Raw genomic sequence first — 21,019 nt, forward strand, 5'->3', positions numbered from 1 at the left:
CTGGCAGCGCGTATCGGCGAGGTCGGGCGTGAGGGTGCGCTCACGATCCGTCTCCGGTGTCGAGCGGCCGGCCCAGGGCGGCCCAGCCCGAGGTGCCCCCGGCGACCGAGACCGCACCGCGGCCGGTGGCCTCGACGATGCGGGCCCCCTCCCGGCTGCGGTTACCGGACGCACAAATCACGTAGACGACCTCCCCCGCGGGAATCTCCACGGTGTGAGCGGCTAGTTGCCCGAGCGGCATCAACAGCGCACCAGGTACGTGCCCGTCGACGTACTCCCACCGCTCGCGCACATCCACGACGGGAACTCCGTCGGCCCAGCGCACGGCGAATTCACCGAGGTCTACCTCACGCATATCAAACTCCTTCATACCCTAGGGGGTATTTTCAGGAACTCGCTCACTGTACCCCAGGGGGTATGTCGGTACGCAAGTGTGTCGATTGCTCGCGACGTGAGCGAGCAAAGGGCCGAGGAGGATCCGCGCCAGTTCGGGCAGTGCCGTCATCGGAACCTGGCGCAGCCATGCGCCGCTTTCGGCCGGCGGCGGTGCGGGCCACTAGGGCGAGACGGCGGTGCCGACTTCCGTCGTCGAACAACATTCCGGTCGGGATAACCAAGCATGGACAGATACCCCTAGGGGTACTTGACATACCCTATGGGGTATATGGCACCATGTTGCACATACCGAGGACATCGACCCGATGGAGGAACGCATGATTCTCGAGCAGTACTACATCGAGTGCCTGTCGCACGCGTCGTACCTGATCGGTGACGAGAGCACCGGCCGAGCGGTGGTGGTCGATCCGCGCCGGGACATCGGCGAGTATCTCGACGACGCCGACAAGCACGGGTTGCGCATCGAGGGTGTGATCAACACCCACTTCCACGCGGACTTCGTCTCCGGCCACCTCGAATTGGTCGAGGCAACCGGGTCGTGGATCGGGTTCGGCGAGGCCGCCGAGACCGACTACCCGATCCGCCGCCTACGCGACGGCGAGCGAATCCGCCTCGGCGAGGTCGAGCTCGAGATCCTGTCGACCCCAGGACACACGTGGGAGTCGATCTCGGTGCTGGTGCGCGAACGGGCGGGGGTGACCCCGACCGCGGTGCTGACCGGCGACTCACTGTTCATCGGCGACGTGGGCCGGCCGGATTTGGTCAACCTCGGCCACGGATCCAACACAGACCTGGCCCGGGCGATGTACCGCACGGTGCACGAGAAGCTGCTGACCCTGCCCGATCAGGTCACCGTCATGCCCGCGCACGGTGCCGGCTCGTCCTGCGGGAAGAACCTCTCGACCGAGCTGAGCTCGACTATCGGGGAGCAGCGCGCCACCAATCCGTCGGTGCAGCCGATGAGCGAGGACGCCTTCGTCGCGCTGGTCACCAACGGCCAACCCGCGGCGCCCTCCTACTTCTCCGTCGATGCCGCGATGAACAAGCAGGTCCATCCTCTCCTCTCCCGAGACCGGGCGATCCCCGAACTCTCGCCGGAGCGGGTGCGCGCCGAACTCGTCGCCGGTACCCGGGTGGTCGACGCGCGCAGCGTGGACGACTTCGCGGCCGGGCATCTGTGCGGCTCGGTCAATGTCGGGTTCGACGGCCGGTTCGCAGAAACTGGCGGGATGGTCGCCGAAGTGGGCGAGAAGCTGGTGCTGATCACCTACCCGGGCGAGGAGCAGGACGCGGCAGTGCGGCTGGCGCGGATCGGCTCGGACGATACGGTCGGCTACCTGTCCGTCGGCCACGACGGACACTTTCCCGCCGAGCTGGCTGATCTCGTGCAGTCGGCGCTCCGCACCACCGTCGACGAGCTCGACGCTCTGCTCGCCGCCGATGCGGTGACCCTGATCGACATCCGCAATCCGGGCGAGCGGGAGTTCGGGACGATACCAGGGGCGGCGCCGATTCCGCTGGCGCAGTTGCACACCCGGCTCGAGCAGATACCCACCGGCAAGCCGATCGTGGTGCACTGCGCCGGCGGCTGGCGGTCGAGTGTGGCCGCGTCGCTGCTGCGGGCGCAGGGCTTCGAGAACGTCTCCGACCTGCTCGGCGGCTACAACGCCTGGGCCGAGGCGCACGTCCCCGCCTGATCAGGCCACACGCAGTCCCGATCAACGAAGGCGCCCAACCGGTGGCAACGAAAAATCTCACCCTCGTGGACTTCGAGTCCACGATCGCCGACAGCGGCAGCGGTCTCGTTGACTCTGGGCCTCTTGGTGCGGACCCTGCCGCGCCTTCGCCCCGGTGTTCGAGAAGTCCTCGGCCACGCATCCAGATATCGTGCACGCGAAGGTCGACACCGAAGCCGAGCAACAACTCGCCGCCATGGCGAACATCCGGTCGATCCCCACCATCATGGCCTTCCGCGAAAGCGTGCTCGTCTACTCCCGGCCCGGGTACTGCCCGCACGCGCCCTCGACGACCCTGATCGGCAGGGTGAAGGCCCTCGACATGGCTCTGGTGCACGCGACGGTCGCCGAACGACGCGCAGTCGCCGGCGCCTGACCTGAACCGTTCACCCGAACCCCGCACTCCGTACCCAGGAGGATCCCATGTGTTACCCCGTCACCTGCGCGAACTGCGGCAACACCGGCTGGGGCGGTTGCGGCCGACACCTCGACACCGTCATGAGCTCCGTGCCTACCGCCGATCGCTGCACCTGCCGTCAGGACACCACCCCGGTCCAGGACCAGCGTCGCACCCTGCGTTCATTCTTCCGCCGCTGACCGCCTGGCCGAACGGTCGGCTGCGCGATCGCGGCAGAGGCTATCGTTCTCGATGGTCAGCACTTGAAACGCGCGAGCGAACGTACCTCGCGGCCCGTAACGAACCGGCGATATCTTGACCACCATCGAATTCGGCGCTCGCCTCGGCGAGGTCCGGGGCCCGCTGAAAGCCGTAGGGCATCTTTAGAACCAGTGACGGCGTCCACCGACGGCGCGGCCGGTGGCCCCGAGCAGCGCGAGGATGACTCCGATGACCAACAGGATGATCCCGATGGTCCAGAGGATTGAGATGCCCGCCACGAATCCGATCACGAGCAGAATCAGTCCGAGAATGATCACGATGAACCTCTTCTCGGCGCGTGTGCGCCAATCATCCGCGGTTACCCCCTCGTCGTAGTCGGAAAACAGATAGTCGACAGCGAGATGCGCAGGGTTGGCCGTGAGCAGGGGCACCCATGCGCGGCAGGCGTCACTCATGGTGTGTGCGGGTGACTGCTGCAAGAAACGCACGATCTTCTGCGGGCTCCGGGTGCGCGGAGGGGCCGGTCGGGTTTCGTAATGGTCCCGGCCACAAGTCGCGGAGGCGATCGATTTCGTTTGTTTTCGTCGAGTTCTCCACCTGGGTTCTTCCTCGACGCGGCGCAGTTGTGCCCCGCAACTGTCACGGGCGCGGAAGTGCTGGTGATACTCGATCCTTGTCGGAATACCGCAAACACGATCTGCCCCACACCATTCCCCACGATTCTCGTGTCATCGCCTGCTCCGACAACGGTCACGGAGGTACTAGCAGATCCGGCAACAGTCTTTTATGCCGCCTTGTCGGGGTGATCGGAAGGCTGCGTCCGCGGGGGCACGGGAACGCGCTCCCCGCCACGTAGGGGCCTAGGGTGTGTCTCCCAATGATTTGTGGTGTTGTGCTGCAGACTCTTCGGTGTGGCAGACGTTGTTGATCGGTTTGAGGTGTTGACGGACAAGCAGTGGGAGTTGCTCGCGCTGCTGTTGCCCAGTTCCGATGGGCTCCGGGGGCGGAAGTTCCGGAACAATCGTGTGGTGGTCGAGGGGATGCTGTATCGACTGCGGACCGGGTTGCCCTGGCGAGATCTCCCGTCGCATTTCGGGCCGTGGAAGACGGTGTGGAAGCGACATCGCCGCTACGCCGGAGACGGAACCTGGGATCGGGTGCTGACGGCTCTGGTCGCGATGGCCGACGCCGGCGGGAACCTGGACTGGGCGGTCTCTGTCGATTCCACAGTGGTCCGGGTCCATCAGCACGGTGCGAACGCCGCCCGCCACACAGGGGGATCTACCGAATTACACGAACCTGCGTGACGAGCCTGCCGATCACGGCATCGGCCGGTCGAGGGGCGGGTTGACCAGCAAGGCGCACCTGGCGTGCGACGGTCACGGGCGCCCGCTGTCGGTGCTGGTCGGCCCAGGCCAAGCCGGTGACAGTCCGATGTTCGCCCACGTGCTGGAGGGCATCTGCGTGCCGCGGCTCGCGGGCGGAGCGCACCGCACGCGCCCCGTCGAGGTCCGGGCCGACAAGGCGTACTCATCACGGGCAAACCGGGAACTGCTGCGAAGCAGAGGCATCAAGGCGGTGATCCCCGAGAAGACCGATCAGGCAGCGAACCGGGTGAACAAGGGCCGCGCGGGCGGGCGGCCACCGAACTTCGACCCGGAGTCCTACAAGGGGCGCAACGTGGTCGAACGGGCCTTCAACAAGGCGAAACAGTGGCGTGCGGTGGCCACTCGCTACGACAAACTCGCCCTCACCTACCGCGCCGGATTCCTGCTCGCCGGCATCGTCGAGTGGCTCAAGTTATTGGGAGACATGCCCTAGTGGGCGGCCACCTCGGCTTTCAGCGTTCTTTCAGCTTGTGTGTGTGACGATCTGGCAAAGTGACCATCGACAACCGAACAAGGACAGCGGTTTCGTCCCGCGCGCCATGCACGGCATTGCTTCGGCATGGTGATCCGAGCTGTGACAGCTGAACGCGCACTTCGATCAGATTTGGATCGCTGCGCTGACGGGCGGCTGGGAGGAAGGGGCGTTGGTGATCATTCGTTTTCCGGGTGTGTATCGGCCCCAGCATGATTCGCGGCTTCTTTTGGAATCGCTCGGCGACGAGCAGGTGCATGCGGGTACGCGGATTCTGGATTTGTGTGCGGGCACTGGGGTGGTCAGCGTGTGGGCGACTCGGTACGGTGCGCGCAGCGTGACCGCAGTCGACGTTTCGCGTCGGGCGTTGGTCAGTACCTGGCTCAATACGGCGGTTCGCGGGCACCGTGTGCGGGTTGTTCGCGGTGATCTGGTGTCACGAGTACGTCACCGGCGGTTCGACTTGATCGTAGCGAACCCACCCTATGTTCCTGCCGAGCACGATGGGCTGCCGGCGAGAGGTCGTGCGCGGTGCTGGGACGCCGGGCACGAGGGACGGGCGTTGTTGGACCGGATCTGCGGCGATGCCCCGGACCTCCTCGACGACGGGGGACGGCTGGTGCTCGTGCAATCGACGCTGAGCGGCACGGAGAAAACGCGATTAATGCTGGGGGAACGCGGCTTACACGTTGAGGAAGCACGCCGTGTCCGCGTCCCGTTCGGTCCGGTGCTGCAAGCGCGACGGGATCTTCTCGTTGATCGCGGGTTGATCGGGCCACAGCAGTGCACCGAGGAACTCGTAGTGTTCCGGGCGGTCAAATGAGCACCCAGCTGACGCGGTCGGGCGTGCGCGCCGCGTGTGATCGAGGTCACCGATGACGCCCTCGGGGTCGTCCGGCCGGTTGGTGCCACTGACCGCGGCGCAGCAGGCGATCTGGCTTGCCCAGCAGCTGACGCCCGACGTGCCCTACGTCATCGCCCAGTACGTGGATCTGACCGGGCCCATTGAGGTGGAGAAGCTGTGCGAGGCGCACACGCGGGCGATGGACGAACTGGGCGCGGAGGTCGTGCTGGCCGACGTCGACGGACAACCGTATCAACGTGAGAGGACTCGATCGGCAGGTCAAGTCCTGGTTTTGGACTTCCGCGCCGAACGCGACCCGGCCGAGTTCGCGCGGGAGTGGATGCGACGTGACTGCACGGTCCCACTCGCGATGGACGACTACTCGCTGATCTTCTCGCGTGTCCTGCGGGTCGGTGACGATCGTGTGTTCTGGTATTCGCGTGCCCACCACCTCTCATTGGATGGATATGCGGCAATGCTGCTGATGCAACGGACCGCGCAGTGGTACGCCGCGGCGCTCGGCGGCGACGAGCCGGATCCGCATCGGGTGGTGGGGCCCGAGCAGTTGAGCCGAGCGGATCGGGACTATCGATCGTCCCCGCGGTTCGATACCGACCGTAAATACTGGGCCAGGCTCGCCCCCGATCTGCCACCGGTGGTCAGCCTCGCCGGACGGAGCGCTGCGCCTCGGCCCGCCGTCCGGGTCACCGGCCACCCCACGGTGGTGTCTTCCACGCCGATGCCCGGAGGCCGGTCCGTCCTCGATCGCACCGCTGTCCTCGTCGCGGCCTTCGCCGCCTACTTGGCACGGATGACCGACGTCGACGACGTCATGGTGTCCCTTCCGGTAACGGCCCGCACAACCGGACCGCTGCGGGCTGCGACGGGTTCGGTCTCGAATGTGGTGCCCCTGGCACTGCCGGGGATCGGGGCCACGACCGTCGAGGAAGCGATCGGAATCGCGCGGGCGGCACTGATCGCGTCACTGCGCCACCAGCGGTATCGGCGCGAAGACATCGGCCGTGAGCGCGGCACGGCCGCTGGTGAGCTCACCTCGTTCGGCCCCGTGCTGAATCTGATGCTGTTCGAACCCGACATCAACCTCGGTGCGGTCACCGGTCGGGTGCACGTTCTCACGACCGGTCCGACCGCGGATCTGGCGGTGAACATCTACCCGGGCACCACGGATCTGATGCCGCGGATCGACTTCGAAGCCAACCCTGCCCTCTACAGCCAGAGGCAACTGAGCAGCCACCACCGCCGGTTCACCCATTTCCTGCAGACGTTCCTGGCCGAAATCGGCGAGGACTGCGCCGTCGCCGACCTGGAGTTGTTCCTGCCCGGGGAACGCGAGGTCCTGACACCGGCGCGCGGCCCGGCCGATGCCGAACCGGCAACCCTCACCCAGTTACTCACCACGGGTACCGGTGCATCCGGTGAGCGAATCGCGGTCCGCGACCGCGGACGATCCTTCTCCTACCGGGACCTCGACCGCCATTCGACCGCGTTGGCCGGCACGCTGCTGGGCGCCGGCATCGGTCCGGAAGACCTCGTGGCGGTCGCCGTACCCCGCTCGTACGAATCGGTGGTCGCCGTGTGGGCGATCGCGGCCACCGGCGCCGCCTATGTCCCCATCGACCCGACGCATCCGCGCGCTCGCATCCAGTACATGCTCGACGACTGCAAACCTGTTGCCGGCCTGACGTCCTCCGACACCCGGAGCCAGCTGCCGGACACACTGCGATGGCTCACCGTCGCCCTCGACGCCCTCGACGCCCTCGACGCCCTCGACGCCCTCGACGCCCTCGACGCCCTCGCCGTGCCGCCACCGCGCCCACCGCGCCCGGTGCGCCGGGAAAACGCCGCGTATGTGATCTACACGTCCGGGTCGACCGGTGCACCCAAGGGTGTCGTCGTCACCCACGACGGCCTGGCCAATCTCGCACAGGAAATCCGCGACCACTACGCCCTCTCCGCCACCTCGCGGATCCTGCATTTCGCCTCGCCGAGCTTCGACACGGCTCTGGTCGAAGTCCTCGCTGCGGCCCTGGCCGGCGCCACCTTGGTGGTGACCCCGCCGGATGTGGTTGGCGGCCACGAACTGGCCGATCTCCTACGCTGCGAAGGTGTCACCCACGTGCTGTCGACACCGTCGGCACTGGCAACGGTGGACCCCGCCGGCCTCGACGATGTGGAATTGGTCCTCGTCGGCGGTGAGGCGTGTCCACCGGAACTGGTGGCGCGCTGGGCGCACCACCGGACGATGCGCAATGCCTACGGCCCGACCGAAACCACGTGCAGTGTCACGCTCAGCGCCCCGATGGCCCCGGATCGGCCGGTGACGATCGGGGCGCTGATGCGCGGCGTCGACGCGGTGGTGCTGGACCGGCGCCTGCGGCCGCTTCCCTCCGGCGCGGTCGGCGAACTGTATCTCGGCACCCCAGGGTTGGCCCGCGGTTACGCGCGCCGAGGAGGGATGACCGCCGGCCGGTTCGTCGCCAATCCGTTCGGCAAACCCGGCTCCCGCCTGTTCCGCACGGGTGATCTGGTCCGATGGACACCCGAGGCAACACTCGAGTACGTCGGTCGCAGCGACGACCAGGTCAAAGTCCGCGGGTTCCGGATCGAACTCGGCGAGATCGACACCGCCCTACGCGAGCACCCGGATGTCCGGTTCGCGACGACCGTGGTCCATGACAGGGCGGGGGATGCACTGCTGGTGTCGTATGTGCTGTTGCGGACGTCGTCGGCATTGACCCCGGCGATGCTGCGGACGGCTGTAGCCCAGCTGCTGCCGGACTACATGGTGCCCGCGGTGATCACCGTCTTGGACGACGTTCCGCTGACGCCGACGAAGAAGCTCGACCGGGCCGCCCTGCCGACCCCCGACTTCGGCTCCGCCGCTCCCTCGGCGCGGCCGCCGCGCACACCCGATGAACACGCGGTGGCCGGGGTGCTGGCCCGGGTACTGTGCACCGACGTGGTGGACGCGGAATCGTCCTTCTTCGACCTCGGTGGGGATTCGCTCTCCGCCACCCGGGTGATCGCGGCACTCAACGCCGATTTCGGCACCCAGTTGGGGGTGCGCGATCTGTTCGAGTTCCCCACCGTAGCCGCCCTCGCCCAGCTTCTCGCCGAGGAACACCCGAAGTCGGGTGAACTCTCCTCGCTGCGCGCGTTCGCAACACAACCGCTGCCCCAGCGGGTTCCGCTGGCCCCAGCGCAGCAATTCCTCGATCGCACCGCCACCCGCCCAGCCCTGTACAACCTCCCGTTCACCGTCACGATCCGCGGTGCCCTCGACATCGAGGCGCTGCGCAGCGCCACCGCCGACGTGCTCGACCGGCACCACCCGCTCCGCACGATCTACCCCGATTCGGTGGACGGCCCCCACCAGCGGGTCCTCGACGCCGGCGACGCCGTCCCCGACCTCACCCCGACACACGTGAGCGCATCCCACCTCCCGGCACACACCCGCCCTCTGCTGCACCGCGGCTTCGACGTTCGCAGCGAACCGCCGCTGCGGGCCACACTGTTCGCCACCGGGCCCGAGGAGCACCTGCTCGCGTGCGTGATCCACCACATCTCCGCCGACGGGTGGTCGCTGGCAGTCCTCGCCCGCGACCTGCTGACCGCGTACGCGGCCCGCGCTGCCGGCACCGCACCGAGTTGGGCGCCGCTGCCGGTGCAATACGCGCACTACAGTCTCTGGCGGCACGACGTTCTCGGCGACGACGCTGATCCCGGCAGCCTCACGGCCCGTCAGATCGACTTCTGGAAGGCCGAACTGGCAGGGCTGCCCCGGGAACTGACGCTGCCGGCGGACCGACCCCGTCCACAACGCTGGACCTACGCGGCCGGCCGTCTGAGTTTCGCGGTCGACGAAGAAACCCACGCAGCACTGCTGACCACCGCGCACGCACGGCGAGCGACCCTGTTCACCGTGCTGCACTCCGCGCTGGCCCTGCTCCTCGCACGCCTGTCCTCGCAGCGCACGATCGCGATCGGCATACCGACGGCCGGGCGCACCCATCCCGACCTCGACGAAGTCGTCGGCATGTTCGTCAACACTCTCGTTCTCCGCTCGACGGTCGACCCAGGCACCACCGTTGCCGACCTTCTCGACCAGTCGCGCGCCACCGAGCTGAACGCGTTCGCGCACGCCGATGTCCCGTTCGAGCACCTCGTCGACGTGCTCGACCCGCCCCGGTCGCCGTCGCTGCACCCGTTCTTCCAGGTCGCGTTATCGCTGAACAACTTCACCGCCGCCACCCTCGACAGCGACGGACTGGAGTTCGAGATCGCACCGCAACCACTGGATATCGCCAAATGCGATCTGCACTTCCACTTCACCGACCACCACAGCGCAAAAGGCCACCCGGCCGGCATCGACTGTGAACTGGTGTATTCGGCCGATCTGTTCGACCACGATACCGTCGCAGGATTCCTCCCCGTGCTGCGCACCATCCTCGCCGAGGCCGTCGGATGAGATCCGACGCCGCACCGGTGCCGGGGCGGCGGACACGGTGTCGGTCACACTGAACACCATGGACCGCCGCAGCCTGCACCCCGGAAACTGGAATGTGCGGGTGCGATCCACCGCGGCCGCAGTCCTTGCCGTCACGGTGTGCCTGCTCCTCGCCGGTGGTGCGCTCCTGTTCGTGCTGTACCGCAATCTCGAACACTCCGCCCGAGGCGCCGCCGACTCACGGTCCCACCAGATCATCGAGCAACTCCACTCTCAGCCGCCGCAGGAACTCGACGCATCGCTGCTCGCGACCGACGGCCAAATCGGGGCCGTCCACATCCTCGACAACCAGGGAAGCGTGCTCGTCACCTCGGCCGGGATTCCGTCGTCACCGGTCCTTGCCGCCCCGCTGCCACCCGGCGAGTCCGCCTACCTCGGAAACCTCCACTTCGGGCACGAACGCGACTACTGGGTCGCCGCCCACGGCACCATGTCCCCGAACGGGCCGGTCACCGTGGTCACCGGCGCCGACCGCGAACCGGTCGAAGGTGTCCTGGCCACTGTCGCGGCGCTCCTGGCGATCGGTGCCCCGATCGTCATCGGCTTCGTCGCCGTCGCCACCTACCGGCTCATCGGCGCGGCACTTCGCCCGGTGGAGCGGATCCGCGCCCGTGTGGCGTCGATCTCCACCGATCAACTCGACGAACGGGTTCCCGTGCCCGCGGCCCGGGACGAAGTCGCCGATCTCGCGGTCACCATGAACAGCATGCTCGCGCGGCTCGAGGCCGGGCACCTGGCCCAGCGGCGTTTCGTCGGCGACGCCTCGCACGAACTGCGCAGCCCGCTGGCGACCATCACCGCCGCCCTCGAGCTCGCACAATCCCGTCCCGAATTGATCGACACGGCCCTGGTCGACGAGTCGTTGCTTCCCGAAGCCCGGCGGATGCATGCGTTGCTCGAAGATCTTCTGTTGCTCGCGCGTGCCGACGAAGACTCACTGACCCACCTGCGCGTCGACGTCGATATCGACGATCTGATCCTGGCCGAACGCGCCCGCCTCCGGGGCCTTCCCGGCATCGTGGTCGCCGCCGCCGTCGACCCTGTCCGGGTGGCCGGGGATGCGGAGCAGCTGGCCCGGCTGGTCCGCAATCTCGTCGACAACGCCGTCCGCCACGCACACACCCGAATCGCCCTCGCCTGCCGCAGGTGCGAGGGAAGCGCCGTGATCGAGGTGGCCGACGACGGGCCGGGCATCGCCTCCGCGGACCGGGCCCGGATCTTCGAGCGGTTCGTCCGCCTCGACACTCCCCGAACCCGCGCATCCGGTGGTTCCGGACTCGGTCTCGCCATCGCCGCCGAAATCGTTGCCGCACACCACGGGTCGATCGAGGTCCGCGACCATGAAGGCGGGGGTGCACACTTCGTCGTCACCCTTCCGATCGGCGACGACAGCTACTCCTCCGAACCCATCGAATAGCCCACGCCGCGGACCGTGTCGATGCTCGTTGTGCCGAACGGGGCATCGATCTTGCGGCGAAGGTAGCCGATGTAGACCTCCACGATGTTGTCGTCGCCCTCGTAATTGGCGTCCCACACCGCTTGCAGAATATCGTGTTTGGTGACGACCGAGCCTGCGTGGCGCATCAGGAACTCGAGCACACTGTACTCGCGGGGAGTGAGCTGGAGGCGGGTCTCCCCACGGGTGACCCGCCGCATCGCCGGGTCCAACGAGAGTCCGGCAACACTCAGGACCGGCGGTCGCGGCGGGGCGCCGCGCCGCACCAGCGCCCGTAACCGGGCGATCAGCACCACGAACGAGAACGGTTTGATCAGATAGTCGTCGGCACCGAGGTCGAAGGCATCGGCGAGGTCGTATTCGCCGTCCTTGGCCGAGAGCATCAGCACCGGCGTCCACACCTGCTGCCGACGCATCTCCCGGACCACGTCGTACCCGTGTTTGCCAGGCAACATGATGTCGAGGACCACCACATCGAATCCGCCACCTACCGCAGCCGCCAGCCCGGCGACGCCGTCGTGTTCGACCTGCACGGTGCACCCGTCAGCCACCAAACCGCGGCGCACCGTCTCGGCCAGGCGCGTTTCGTCCTCGACCAGCAACACCCGCACCGCCGCCTCCTCCACAACATTCCCGCAACCAGTGGACCCCAACGGTACGACCGGGGTACCACCATCACCTGGTCCCTCCAGCGCCGGTGTCAGCGCGATCGCCCGGGTCGGGTCACGTCCGCACCCGGGATACGGCGACCCTCTTGGCGAGGTCGTCCCGGGCTGCGCCGGGTGCCATCCCGACGGTCGCCAAACCCAGTAGCACCCCGGCCAGCGCGAGCACCAGCGGTGCGGTCGCCGGTGTACCACCGACAGCCCCGGTCGATGCCAGCCAGAGGTGTTCCCAGCCGGGCAGCTCTGCCCATGTGTATTTGTGGTTGAGGACGCCGGTGTCGAGGTTCGCGCTCACGTGCTCGTACACCCCGAACAGAGCCGCCGGAGCGGCGCACAGAGCAACCAGCCGAGCCTGCACGATGGCGATCCGTGAGCGGTTGAACACGACGATCAACGTCGAGCAGAAGAGCACACTCAGCACAATCCACGGCACGATCTGCTCGGTGCTCCTCCAGTGCCGCAGCGATGCCAGTTCGATTGCGACGAACGCGCACGAGAGCACCGACAGCGCAAGCAGTGCCGCCTGAAACCGCGCGACGAGTCGTGCTTGACGCGCGCCGCCGCGTTCCGGGGCAACCTCATCGTGCATGGCCGCTCATTCTCCTACTGCGGGGCCAGGACACTCAAAATGGTGTCCAGAGTCTGTTGATCGATTCCGTATTTGCCCAATTCCTTCGTCAAGGTATCGGATATCGTGTCGGGACTGTAGGGGCCGTATTCGGTGACCTCCTTCGCCCACTTACCCGCGTTGCTGACTCCGGCTGCCTCGAACGCCGCCTGGATCTGGCTCTGGCTTGCCGTGTTCGGATCTACCTGAGCGACCTCCGTGGCACTGCCGCTGCCGCCTGGGGTCATGGTGGAGGACGCAACCACCGATGTTGTCGGACTCGCCGATGACCCGGTGCCACTGTCGTTGGAGCTGCATCCTGCAAGCAGGCCGGCAGAAATCAGAAGCGGGATACCGAACTGGACGCTCTTTTTCGTCATAGTGGTCAACCTACTTTCGGTGTCCGGCAGCACCCTGGCTGTCGGCTGGGAACAAGCTGGCAGAGCGCCACACGGGCCGCGACTGTCTCACGGGGAGGCGCTCCCCGATACCCGGTCGACATGGTCGCCATGATTCGCGCTGGCCGCTGAAAAAGTGCTGAAAGTAGCGCCTGGCGTTGATAGGCGTCACCGCACGCCGCCCGCTGACCAACCGAGCCCGATAGCCCTCACTCGGCGCCGGTGAACGAGGGGGTGAGGCGTCGATATCGGGCCCTTTCAGGGGTTGACCTTCGAGTGGACTCGAAGGTTTACCGTGGCCGGTATGGCCGAGTTGCTGATCTCCGAACTGTCGCGCCGCAGCGGTGTCCCCGCGACGACGCTGCGCTATTACGAGCAGGTGGGTCTCCTGCCCGCCGCCCGCTCGCACTCCGGGTACCGCCTTTACGACGAGCACGCCGAACAGCGGTTGCGGTTCATCTCCGCGGCCAAGCGCCTGCATCTGCCGCTGCCGGAGATCTTCGAGCTGCTGACGGTGTGGGAGGACGAGGCCTGCCGGTCGGTGAAATCGCAGCTGCGACCAGCCCTCGACGCCCGGATCACCGAGGCAGCCAACGGGATCGACGAGCTGACCAGGCTGCACACCGAACTCGTCGCCGCGCGCGGGCGGCTCGACTCGTTGCCTGACCGTGCCGACCGCTGCGACCCGCAGTGCACCTTTCTCCTCGACCCTGTCACCGTGCAGGGGATGGACGTGGCGACGGCCGACCGGCCGATCGCGTGCACCCTCGACGGCGACGACTACCGCACCCGGATCGACGCCTGGCACTCCCTCCTCGACGGATGCCCCCGCGAGCAGGTCGATACCGGGGTCCGGGTCACCGTGCCCGCCGAGTCCGCTGCCGAGCTCGCCGCCCTGATCGTGGCCGAACAACACTGCTGCGCCTTCCTCGACTTCACCCTCGGCTTCGACCGCGACACCGTCGCGCTGACGATCACGGCCCCGGCCGATGCGCGGGCCCTGATCGACGACCTGATCACCCCGACGGCGCCGTGACCGTCGCCAGATCCGTTGCCCTGTTTGTGCTCGCCGCGATCTTCGAGATCGGCGGCGCCTGGCTCGTCTGGCAAGGGGTGCGCGAACAACGCGGTTGGCTCTGGGCCGGGTTCGGCGCACTGGCCCTCGGCGCGTACGGTTTCGTCGCCACTCTGCAGCCCGACGCGAACTTCGGCCGCATCCTGGCCGCCTACGGTGGAGTGTTCGTTGCCGGCTCCCTGCTGTGGGGCATGGCCTTGGACGGCTTCCGACCAGACCGCTTCGACGTCACGGGCGCACTGATCTGCCTCGTCGGACTCGCCGTCATCATGTACTCGCCGCGCTGACCCCACACGAACCAGTGAAGGGAGGTGTGAGGACCGGGGCGTGTGATGCGGTCCGGGATCGGATGGATCGGGTTGCGCTCTGCCGGGGGCGAAAGGAGTTGATGTATCTGCCGGCGGAGTCGCTCGGGTTCACGGTGGTGTAGCACTGACTCTGCCCGGCTCCCGAACTCCTGGGGGTGCGGACCGGTGCTGCGTGTGGGGCGTAATGGTGCTGTGATCGGGTCATCAACACAAACCAGCGATCAGTGTTCCTCTGTTGCCGGGCCGTGCTTCCAGGGATGATTCACGCGCGTCGCGGCAGCATCGTAAACATCGCATCGATGGCGGGATTTCACTACACCGTGAATCACGTGGCCTATGCGGTCGCCAAAGCCGGTGTAGTCGCACTCACCAGAGATGTGGGGTATGAAGCGGCGCCGCATGGAGTCCGGGTCAACGCCGTAGCGCCAGGCCCGATCGCAGCCCCGACGAGCTCTGCTCGCGAGCGGGATATCCTCGAGACCCTCGGTAATGCGGTGCCGCTTGGCGGATGCGCCGATCCACAGGATATCGCTGATGCTGTCGCGTACCTAGCGTCTGATCGCGCACGATACATAGTCGGCACGACGCTCATGGTTGCCGGCGGCGCCGACCTGCGAGTTAGTTAGGGGTCCAGTCGCATTCGTGCGCTTGGGCGGCGTAGCGCCAACGGTAGGTCGACTTGACCATGAGTTGGCGAAAGTATAAGCAATGCATCGTATTGCGTTTCTGGGTCGTTGGGGAATATGAGGCGGCAACCGCGGGATCGTCCCGGCTTTGTGAGGAACTGGCATGAAGCTCGGTGGCCCCGATCCTGCGGTGTCATGCTCTTCGCAACAGCGAAAGACCTTTTTGGCAAGGGGAGTGACCACCGTTTGGCCCAACTTGATGGTGTCGGCGAGGTTGCCGTCGGCACCGACGGTGACGTTGATCGTCTGGCCCGCCTGTGCATCCGGGTCGGTGGAGACGACTCCGGTGTGGTCACTACCGGCCGCCGACCATCGGACGGGGACATAGCCCCGGTTCCCGACGAAACGGCGCGAGGCATCGGTTCTGTCGAGGGCGGGCTGGGCGTCCCCGAGCAGAACCGCGGGCACCTGATGCACGGCGGCGCAGGGCCTGCGCCTGCTGCTCCAGCCGGGTGTGCGTCGCCGTCCCATACGCGGCGGCGAACGGGACCAACATCACCATCAACACCGCAGCGAGCAGCATGATCACCGCCTCGAGACGGTCACCGCGGCGCATCAGGCGATTGCGGCTCCACGGTCCGAGCCGCCACCACCGCATCGGCATTGGAAATGGCACCGGCGCCGGTGCCTCCCAGCGCATCACCCACCTCCGGCAGGATTGCCTCTGTCTCCTCCTCCGATTGTGCGACCGAATCCAGCCCGGCGCAGCCCCGCGTCAAGCGCAAAGTCAGAACCATCGCAGCAACAAGCGACTCGCCCGAGTTGGCCGGCATCCCTCGCCGACTCGGGCGACACCCATACACCCATCCGTCGCGACCGTCGTTGACAGCGGCGACGGCGCCCGCGCGGACTCCTCCGCCCAACCTCAGTACGTGGTCCGCCGAGCGACACCCATGAGGTGCGGCGGTCAACTGTCGGGGGTCACTCAACTGGCGCAGTCCATCTGCCCGCCGGAGGTATCGGCGAGGTGGTGAGAACCTCGAGGACGTACGATTCGTCGTCCTCCGGGACGGACGAGGCGGGCGACGGCCACGTCCGCGAGCGCGGTGACGAGCCAGGTCATCCCTGAAGAGGCGGGGCCTTGTCAAGGGTCGCGTTTTACGTGGTCGACACCCTCGCGCAGATCGGCGGGCAGCGATGATCCACGACGACAAGGCGCTCCTGTTTCGGCTCCATGCGGACAGCGCTGGGTGAGGGCCGGGGGTCAAGACGCAGCGCCCGCAGCGTGAGCGAGGACGAATGGTCTTGACGGTGGCCCGGCCCGGCGCACACTGGAATGAGCCCGAGAACAGGTCGAGGACCAAACGACGCGATTCGGTTTCGCTATGTGGTTGTGGTGCAACGTCTCCAGTGTGATGCGTATGGGGTTGGGCAGGGCCGAGCTTCCTCGGCTGGCCGGTCATCCCTTCGCCCGGCGGTGCGGGCATGGAGCGGTGCGCTGGCAATACGCGGGGTCAATCAGGACGACGACCACGCCGTTGGCACGGGGGTCAGACCTGGCAACGGCCGCGCGCGTGTTGCGTCCGGGGTGCTCACGCCGTTGCCCTCTGGGGCCAACGCGCGGATCTCTCCGTCACGCAGCCCGTAGTAGACGAGGGTGAGCAGTTGCGGGCCGCGGCGACCTTGGCGATGTTCCGGCCGCGGCGGGCCTCGATGCGTTGGCGGTCGACCGAGATCTTCGTGCCGGCGGGTTCCCGTTGGATGGCCTCCACCGCCGCCCAGTGCACCAGTTTGGAGCCCTGCTTCGTGATGTGCCCGCGGTGAACGACGGTGTCGGACTCGCGGTGCTTGGGGGTCAGACCGGCCCACGAACACAGGTGGCCGGGGTCGGCGAAGCGGTGCACGTCACCGATCTCCGCGACGAACACCGCCGCCAGGGTGGGGCCGACCCCGGGCAGCGCCTGAATCGCCCGATAGCCAGGATGGCCACGCAACTCGGCGGCGATCCGGTCGAAGAATCGTCCCTCGTGCGCGTCGAGGACGTCGATCAGCTCGAGCAGCGAAATCACCCGCTGCGCGTACGCGACGCCGAGCGGCACCTGCGTCAGACGCTCACGCCCCTCGACGCCGAACAGGTCCGATACCCGGATCAACACCCCGGCCTTGGCGAGCACCGAGTGGACCTGGGCCTTGAGCCCGGAGCGCAAGGCCACCAGCTTCGCTCGATAGCGCACCAGCTCGCGCAACTCCCGTGTGGCGGGCGGGGCAATCCACGCCTCGGGCAACCGGTGCATCCGGAGCAGGTCCGCCAGATCTCCGGCGTCGCGTACATCGTTCTTCACCCTCCGATACCGGAAACCCTTGACACCCAGAGGATGTGCGAGATGCACGCACGCGCCGGCGGCCTGCAGGGCATCGACCGCCCAGTACCAGCCATAGGTCGCCTCGAGCACCACCTCCGGGTTCGCGCCGGCCTTCTCGATCTGCAGTCCCAACGCCACCGGATCGTTGACGATCCGCACCGCCGACAATTGTTCGCCCTCCGCCGTCTGGCGGACGATCACCGACCGCTGCCGGTGCAGATCGATCCCGACGACCTGACTTCCGTCATACTCGTTCATAGGGGCCTCCTCCGTCGTGACGAACTGACACCCCCAGCATTCGCCGGGAACCACGAGGAGAGGGAGGCCCCGCCCCTTTCATCGCATCAGGATCGGTTGCGGCAGTTCGTCGCTGGCCTCGGCGCCGGTAACAGGGCCACATCGGCTGCAGCTGACCACCAGGACGTGGCCGTGGGGCTGACAGCGAGCCCAGTGATGTCGCTCGCGGACACGGTGGCGGGCGTCGAGGTGCAGCCAGAGGAAAGCGAGGTCGTCGCGGTGGGGGATGGTGTCGCCGCGGTGGTGGGCAGGTGTCCGCAGGTCGGACAGGCCATAGGGCCGATTTGGGCGCGCAGCTGCTCCGCAGCAACTGTTGATGTGGAACCACACTCGGTACCCGTCACCATGACGGACTCGGACGGCTGCTGAGGTAGGCGGCGGTACAGGATGGAGCGGGTCAGTCCGGTCTTGTCGGTGATCTCGGCGACGGTGGCGCCGTCATTTCGCAGTTGGATGGCGTAGGCGAGTTGGGCGTCGGTGACCACGCTGGGACGGCCGACCCGGCGACCCTTCTCGGTGGCCACCGACCGGGCATGGGCGGCGCGCTCGACCGCATAGGTGCGTTCCATCTGCCTGAACAAGGCGAGCAGCACCAGCGCCAACTGTGCCATCAGATCGTCGGGATTCGTCGAGTCGATCCGGATCGGGTCGGCCAGGTTCCGGAAACTTATGCCGCGCTGGTGCAGGTCGTGGATCAGGTTGAGGGTGTCGGTGCCGGTCCGGCCGAGCCGGTCGAGGTGTGCACCGCGATGACATCGCCCGTGCGGGCGTATCCCAGCAAAGCCTGCAGCCCAGGACGGTCGGTGCTGACCCCGGACTTCTTGTCCACGTAGATATTCGTCTGGTCGATCCAGGCCTTCGTGAGCGCATCGATCTGCCGCCGCGCGAGGTCCTGCTTGCTCGTCGACACCTTCAGGTTTCATGTGCGAGGTTCACGGCCTTGATGGCTGCGTCCTGCAGTTCGACGGTCGCACCCTTCGATGCGCGTCGGTCTTACAGTCGGGTTCCGCCCGGAGGAGAAGAGCGGCGCGGAGTACGGGGGTGACGCGCTCGATGACACTGTCCGGTGGCGGGGGAACACGGTTCTCGCCGTCGCGGATCGCGTAGTCATCGTCCCGCGGGCTCATGGCGTTGATTCTCCTCCGGGCGTCCTGAGCGCGGGTATCACCGACAGGTCAACGGGTAGGTCACAGACTACGAAAAATGGCCTCTGACCGGCAATTTTTATTGTGACGCCGGTAGGATGTGAACCTGTGGTGCGGATTCACCCGGGCCCGCAGATCGGTCCGGAGCCTGCCCGCCCGGCGGTCACGATCCCGCCACCCGCGAGGAGCCCACACACACCAGCGCGCCGATCTCGCGGATCCCGACCCGGCGAGGTGATAACTCGATCCCATTGCCGACACTCCCCACCACCCGTGTGGCAGACATCGCCCGCACGCTGTGCGGAGATGGACCCATTCTGACCGGCGAACTCGTCACCGCCGACCGCGCCGGCACGGCAATCGTCGTGGATACGCGAAGTCGGTTCTGGTACGTCGGCGGGGACGGGTGCGGCACAAATGCGCCGGTCAGGTGTTGTTCTACGATCACCTCCACACGATCCGGAACGAGGCCGGTGAGGGCGGGGAACCCGACGGAGAAAGTCATCACCACCGGCTGCGACGCCCTCCGGCGTACCGCGCAGGGAGGGCCGGAGAAGCGTTCGACGAGTCGCAAAGCCGGCGATCGGATGCCTGATCCGGGTCGTCGACGCGAGGAACCCGACAGCGCCGCCCCTTCGAGCAGTGGCGCCGGCTCATGGTGTGAGCCGAAGCCTCGACTATCCTTGATCCCGCCGGCTTCGACGAGACATGGAAGCAACTGAAGGAACACCGATGCGCATCTACAGCGAGCATCGCGCGTCGGCGATCACGTATGCGATCGATTGCGTGGAAACATTTCTAGCCGACGATCCGACGATGAGTGGCACAGCAGTGCTCGATGAACTCCGTCGGATGCGTGCACTCCTGGACGATAGGGTCGACATCGTTCGCCATTGCGGCACGCCGATCAAGCGAGACTATCCGCAATCCGAGTGGCGGCACACTGACATCAGTGGGTCACGCGGTTGCCGGGCAGCCAGCTTTGATCCAGATGCAGCGCCAGACGAGTCGGCGTGGAACGACTCGCTGAAGAGATCGATGAAGGCGGAGCCTGCGAAGGGCTCGGAGCTCTCCTGACGCAGTCAGGGCGCCGATGTGCCGTCCGGGCCGAAACCCACGTCGTGACACGTTCCTCGTTGCAGCAAGCCTGTCGGCGACCGCCGGTGGGGTTCCGAACTGTGTCGATCGAACAGCTCGAGGGAACCGGCGGCACCGAAGCGGATGCGGTGCCCGCCGTTGGGTGGGGACTGACGCCGGACCGGATGGAGGCGGCGGCCCACACGGATCGCTGGCACCCACAGCTCGGCGTAGCCCGGAGCCCTGGAATCTCACGAGTGCGGGCCGCCGAGGTCGCGGGTCAGATCGAAGGCGAGCACCCGGTCGAGGTGGATAAAGGTTTCGAATTTGGCGCCCGGGGCGATCGCGGCGTCGGACTCGAGGTGGCGCATCAGGTCGAGAACCGCCGGCACGTCGAGGTTTCGGTCGAATGCGCGATACGCGGCTTCGATGATGTCTGCGGGCATCGGGACGGAGATGTGCGTGCTCCAGTCGGCGACGCGCTGCCGCCATCGATGCAACAGCCGCGCGGCGTCGGCGATCGTTTCCATCGTCGGCGGCGCCTGCTGCCGGTAGTGCGTCGAGAGCAGCACACAACGCAGCGTCAACGGATCATGACCGGCGTGGATCAGATCGTCGAGCGGCTCGGACCCGACCGCGCCACCGACTGTCAGAGCAGGCTCTGCAGTTTCGTCCCCGGCGGCGGTCACCATGAGCACGACCGGGGCGCCGACTGCGGCCGCGGCGGCATCGGCGGAATCGAAGACTCCTACCGGTGGGCGGATCATCCACGCGTCGAGATTGCCTGGCGTGACGAGTGAACCAGGGCAGGGGGCGAGGAGGGTAAGTGTGACCTGCGAGCGGTGCACATCCTCGAGCACCCGTCGGGTCAGGTCGGCGACCAGGAGTGTGCGGACCGCACCGACCGTCAAGGAACGGTCCGAGGAGGGCACGCGTACGCACAGGTGCACGACGCTGCCCGGCGTACCGAGTGTGGCGGTGAGTGTGGCGCCCGAGAGGATCAGCATCTTCTCAGTCTC

At 67.0% G+C, this 21,019-nt stretch carries 16 protein-coding genes and 3 pseudogenes; 10 read left to right on the forward strand and 9 right to left on the reverse strand.

What is annotated here, in order from left to right; genetic code table 11:
• Window positions 1-40 precede the first annotated feature (40 nt).
• On the reverse strand, window positions 41-355 hold the full coding sequence (locus GO592_RS38490) for a rhodanese-like domain-containing protein (protein WP_007296772.1): 315 nt from the start codon (window positions 353-355) through the stop codon (window positions 41-43).
• 358 nt (window positions 356-713) lie between these two features.
• On the opposite strand from GO592_RS38490, the gene GO592_RS38495 reads away from it, so the two are divergent.
• The gene (locus GO592_RS38495; protein ID WP_012686902.1) at window positions 714-2,093 is read left to right on the forward strand and encodes an MBL fold metallo-hydrolase; all 1,380 of its coding nucleotides are present in this window, start codon (window positions 714-716) and stop codon (window positions 2,091-2,093) included.
• Window positions 2,094-2,134: 41 nt separating this feature from the next.
• Window positions 2,135-2,508: pseudogene (locus GO592_RS38500) on the forward strand (thioredoxin family protein).
• 404 nt (window positions 2,509-2,912) lie between these two features.
• On the opposite strand, the gene GO592_RS45230 reads toward GO592_RS38500, so the two are convergent.
• Window positions 2,913-3,068 carry a DUF6131 family protein gene (locus GO592_RS45230; protein ID WP_007296776.1) on the reverse strand — a complete coding sequence of 52 codons (156 nt, stop codon included), beginning with the start codon at window positions 3,066-3,068 and terminating at the stop codon, window positions 2,913-2,915.
• Window positions 3,069-3,662: 594 nt separating this feature from the next.
• On the opposite strand from GO592_RS45230, the gene GO592_RS38510 reads away from it, so the two are divergent.
• The 4 genes from GO592_RS38510 to GO592_RS38525 all read left to right on the forward strand — a co-directional run bounded on the left by GO592_RS38510 (window position 3,663) and on the right by GO592_RS38525 (window position 11,400).
• Window positions 3,663-4,572, forward strand: a protein-coding gene (locus GO592_RS38510) for an IS5 family transposase (protein WP_370185358.1) whose coding sequence is annotated in 2 segments (ribosomal slippage) — window positions 3,663-4,055 and window positions 4,057-4,572 — 909 coding nt in all. Because the reading frame shifts where the segments join, the coding sequence is not laid out codon by codon here.
• A 214-nt stretch (window positions 4,573-4,786) separates the two neighbouring features.
• A complete protein-coding gene (locus GO592_RS38515) occupies window positions 4,787-5,434 on the forward strand; it encodes a HemK2/MTQ2 family protein methyltransferase (RefSeq protein WP_007297138.1) in 648 nt (215 codons plus the stop codon).
• A 52-nt stretch (window positions 5,435-5,486) separates the two neighbouring features.
• A complete protein-coding gene (locus tag GO592_RS38520; RefSeq protein WP_012686907.1) occupies window positions 5,487-9,944 on the forward strand; it encodes a non-ribosomal peptide synthetase in 4,458 nt (1,485 codons plus the stop codon).
• Window positions 9,945-9,981: 37 nt separating this feature from the next.
• Window positions 9,982-11,400 carry a sensor histidine kinase gene (locus GO592_RS38525; RefSeq protein ID WP_007297135.1) on the forward strand — a complete coding sequence of 473 codons (1,419 nt, stop codon included), beginning with the start codon at window positions 9,982-9,984 and terminating at the stop codon, window positions 11,398-11,400.
• Here GO592_RS38525 and GO592_RS38530 read toward each other — a convergent pair.
• The 3 genes from GO592_RS38530 to GO592_RS38540 form a co-directional block, all read right to left on the reverse strand.
• Window positions 11,376-12,050: a response regulator transcription factor gene (locus tag GO592_RS38530; RefSeq protein ID WP_007297134.1), complete on the reverse strand. Its 675-nt coding sequence runs from the start codon at window positions 12,048-12,050 to the stop codon at window positions 11,376-11,378. The two genes, GO592_RS38525 and GO592_RS38530, sit on opposite strands and share 25 nt — an antisense overlap.
• A 112-nt stretch (window positions 12,051-12,162) precedes the next feature.
• Entirely contained in the window at window positions 12,163-12,693 is a 531-nt protein-coding gene (locus tag GO592_RS38535) for a hypothetical protein (protein WP_007297133.1), read from the reverse strand.
• Window positions 12,694-12,707: 14 nt separating this feature from the next.
• Window positions 12,708-13,091, reverse strand: coding sequence for a hypothetical protein (locus tag GO592_RS38540; RefSeq protein ID WP_039951123.1), 384 nt, complete (start codon window positions 13,089-13,091; stop codon window positions 12,708-12,710).
• 322 nt (window positions 13,092-13,413) lie between these two features.
• Between GO592_RS38540 and GO592_RS38545 the strand changes: the two genes are divergently transcribed.
• The 3 genes from GO592_RS38545 (at window position 13,414) to GO592_RS38555 (ending at window position 15,118) form a co-directional block, all read left to right on the forward strand.
• Window positions 13,414-14,145 (forward strand): MerR family transcriptional regulator, encoded by a 732-nt coding sequence (locus GO592_RS38545; protein ID WP_007297131.1) that lies wholly within the window; start codon window positions 13,414-13,416, stop codon window positions 14,143-14,145.
• Entirely contained in the window at window positions 14,142-14,471 is a 330-nt protein-coding gene (locus GO592_RS38550) for a YnfA family protein (protein WP_007297130.1), read from the forward strand. Before GO592_RS38545 ends, GO592_RS38550 begins: the two co-directional genes overlap by 4 nt.
• Before the next feature lie 224 nt (window positions 14,472-14,695).
• Window positions 14,696-15,118 carry an SDR family NAD(P)-dependent oxidoreductase gene (locus GO592_RS38555; protein ID WP_080512618.1) on the forward strand — a complete coding sequence of 141 codons (423 nt, stop codon included), beginning with the start codon at window positions 14,696-14,698 and terminating at the stop codon, window positions 15,116-15,118.
• Window positions 15,119-15,720: 602 nt separating this feature from the next.
• Here the strand turns inward: GO592_RS38555 and GO592_RS38560 are convergent.
• The 3 genes and pseudogenes from GO592_RS38560 to GO592_RS45235 form a co-directional block, all read right to left on the reverse strand.
• Complete coding sequence (locus tag GO592_RS38560; RefSeq protein WP_007297128.1) at window positions 15,721-15,951, reverse strand: hypothetical protein; 231 nt, start codon at window positions 15,949-15,951, stop codon at window positions 15,721-15,723.
• Window positions 15,952-16,729: 778 nt separating this feature from the next.
• Window positions 16,730-17,739 (reverse strand): annotated as a pseudogene (locus GO592_RS38565) (IS110 family transposase); the annotation flags it as partial.
• A gap of 78 nt (window positions 17,740-17,817) precedes the next feature.
• Window positions 17,818-18,688, reverse strand: a pseudogene (locus tag GO592_RS45235) (recombinase family protein).
• A gap of 967 nt (window positions 18,689-19,655) precedes the next feature.
• Between GO592_RS45235 and GO592_RS38575 the strand changes: the two are divergent.
• Window positions 19,656-20,000: a hypothetical protein gene (locus tag GO592_RS38575; RefSeq protein ID WP_007297124.1), complete on the forward strand. Its 345-nt coding sequence runs from the start codon at window positions 19,656-19,658 to the stop codon at window positions 19,998-20,000.
• Between the two features lie 251 nt (window positions 20,001-20,251).
• On the opposite strand, the gene GO592_RS38580 is transcribed toward GO592_RS38575, so the two are convergent.
• On the reverse strand, window positions 20,252-21,007 hold the full coding sequence (locus tag GO592_RS38580) for a hypothetical protein (protein ID WP_007297123.1): 756 nt from the start codon (window positions 21,005-21,007) through the stop codon (window positions 20,252-20,254).
• Window positions 21,008-21,019: the final 12 nt, after the last annotated feature.

It is taken from the genome of Rhodococcus sp. 21391 (assembly GCF_016772255.1).
Classification (GTDB): domain Bacteria; phylum Actinomycetota; class Actinomycetes; order Mycobacteriales; family Mycobacteriaceae; genus Rhodococcus_F; species Rhodococcus_F opacus.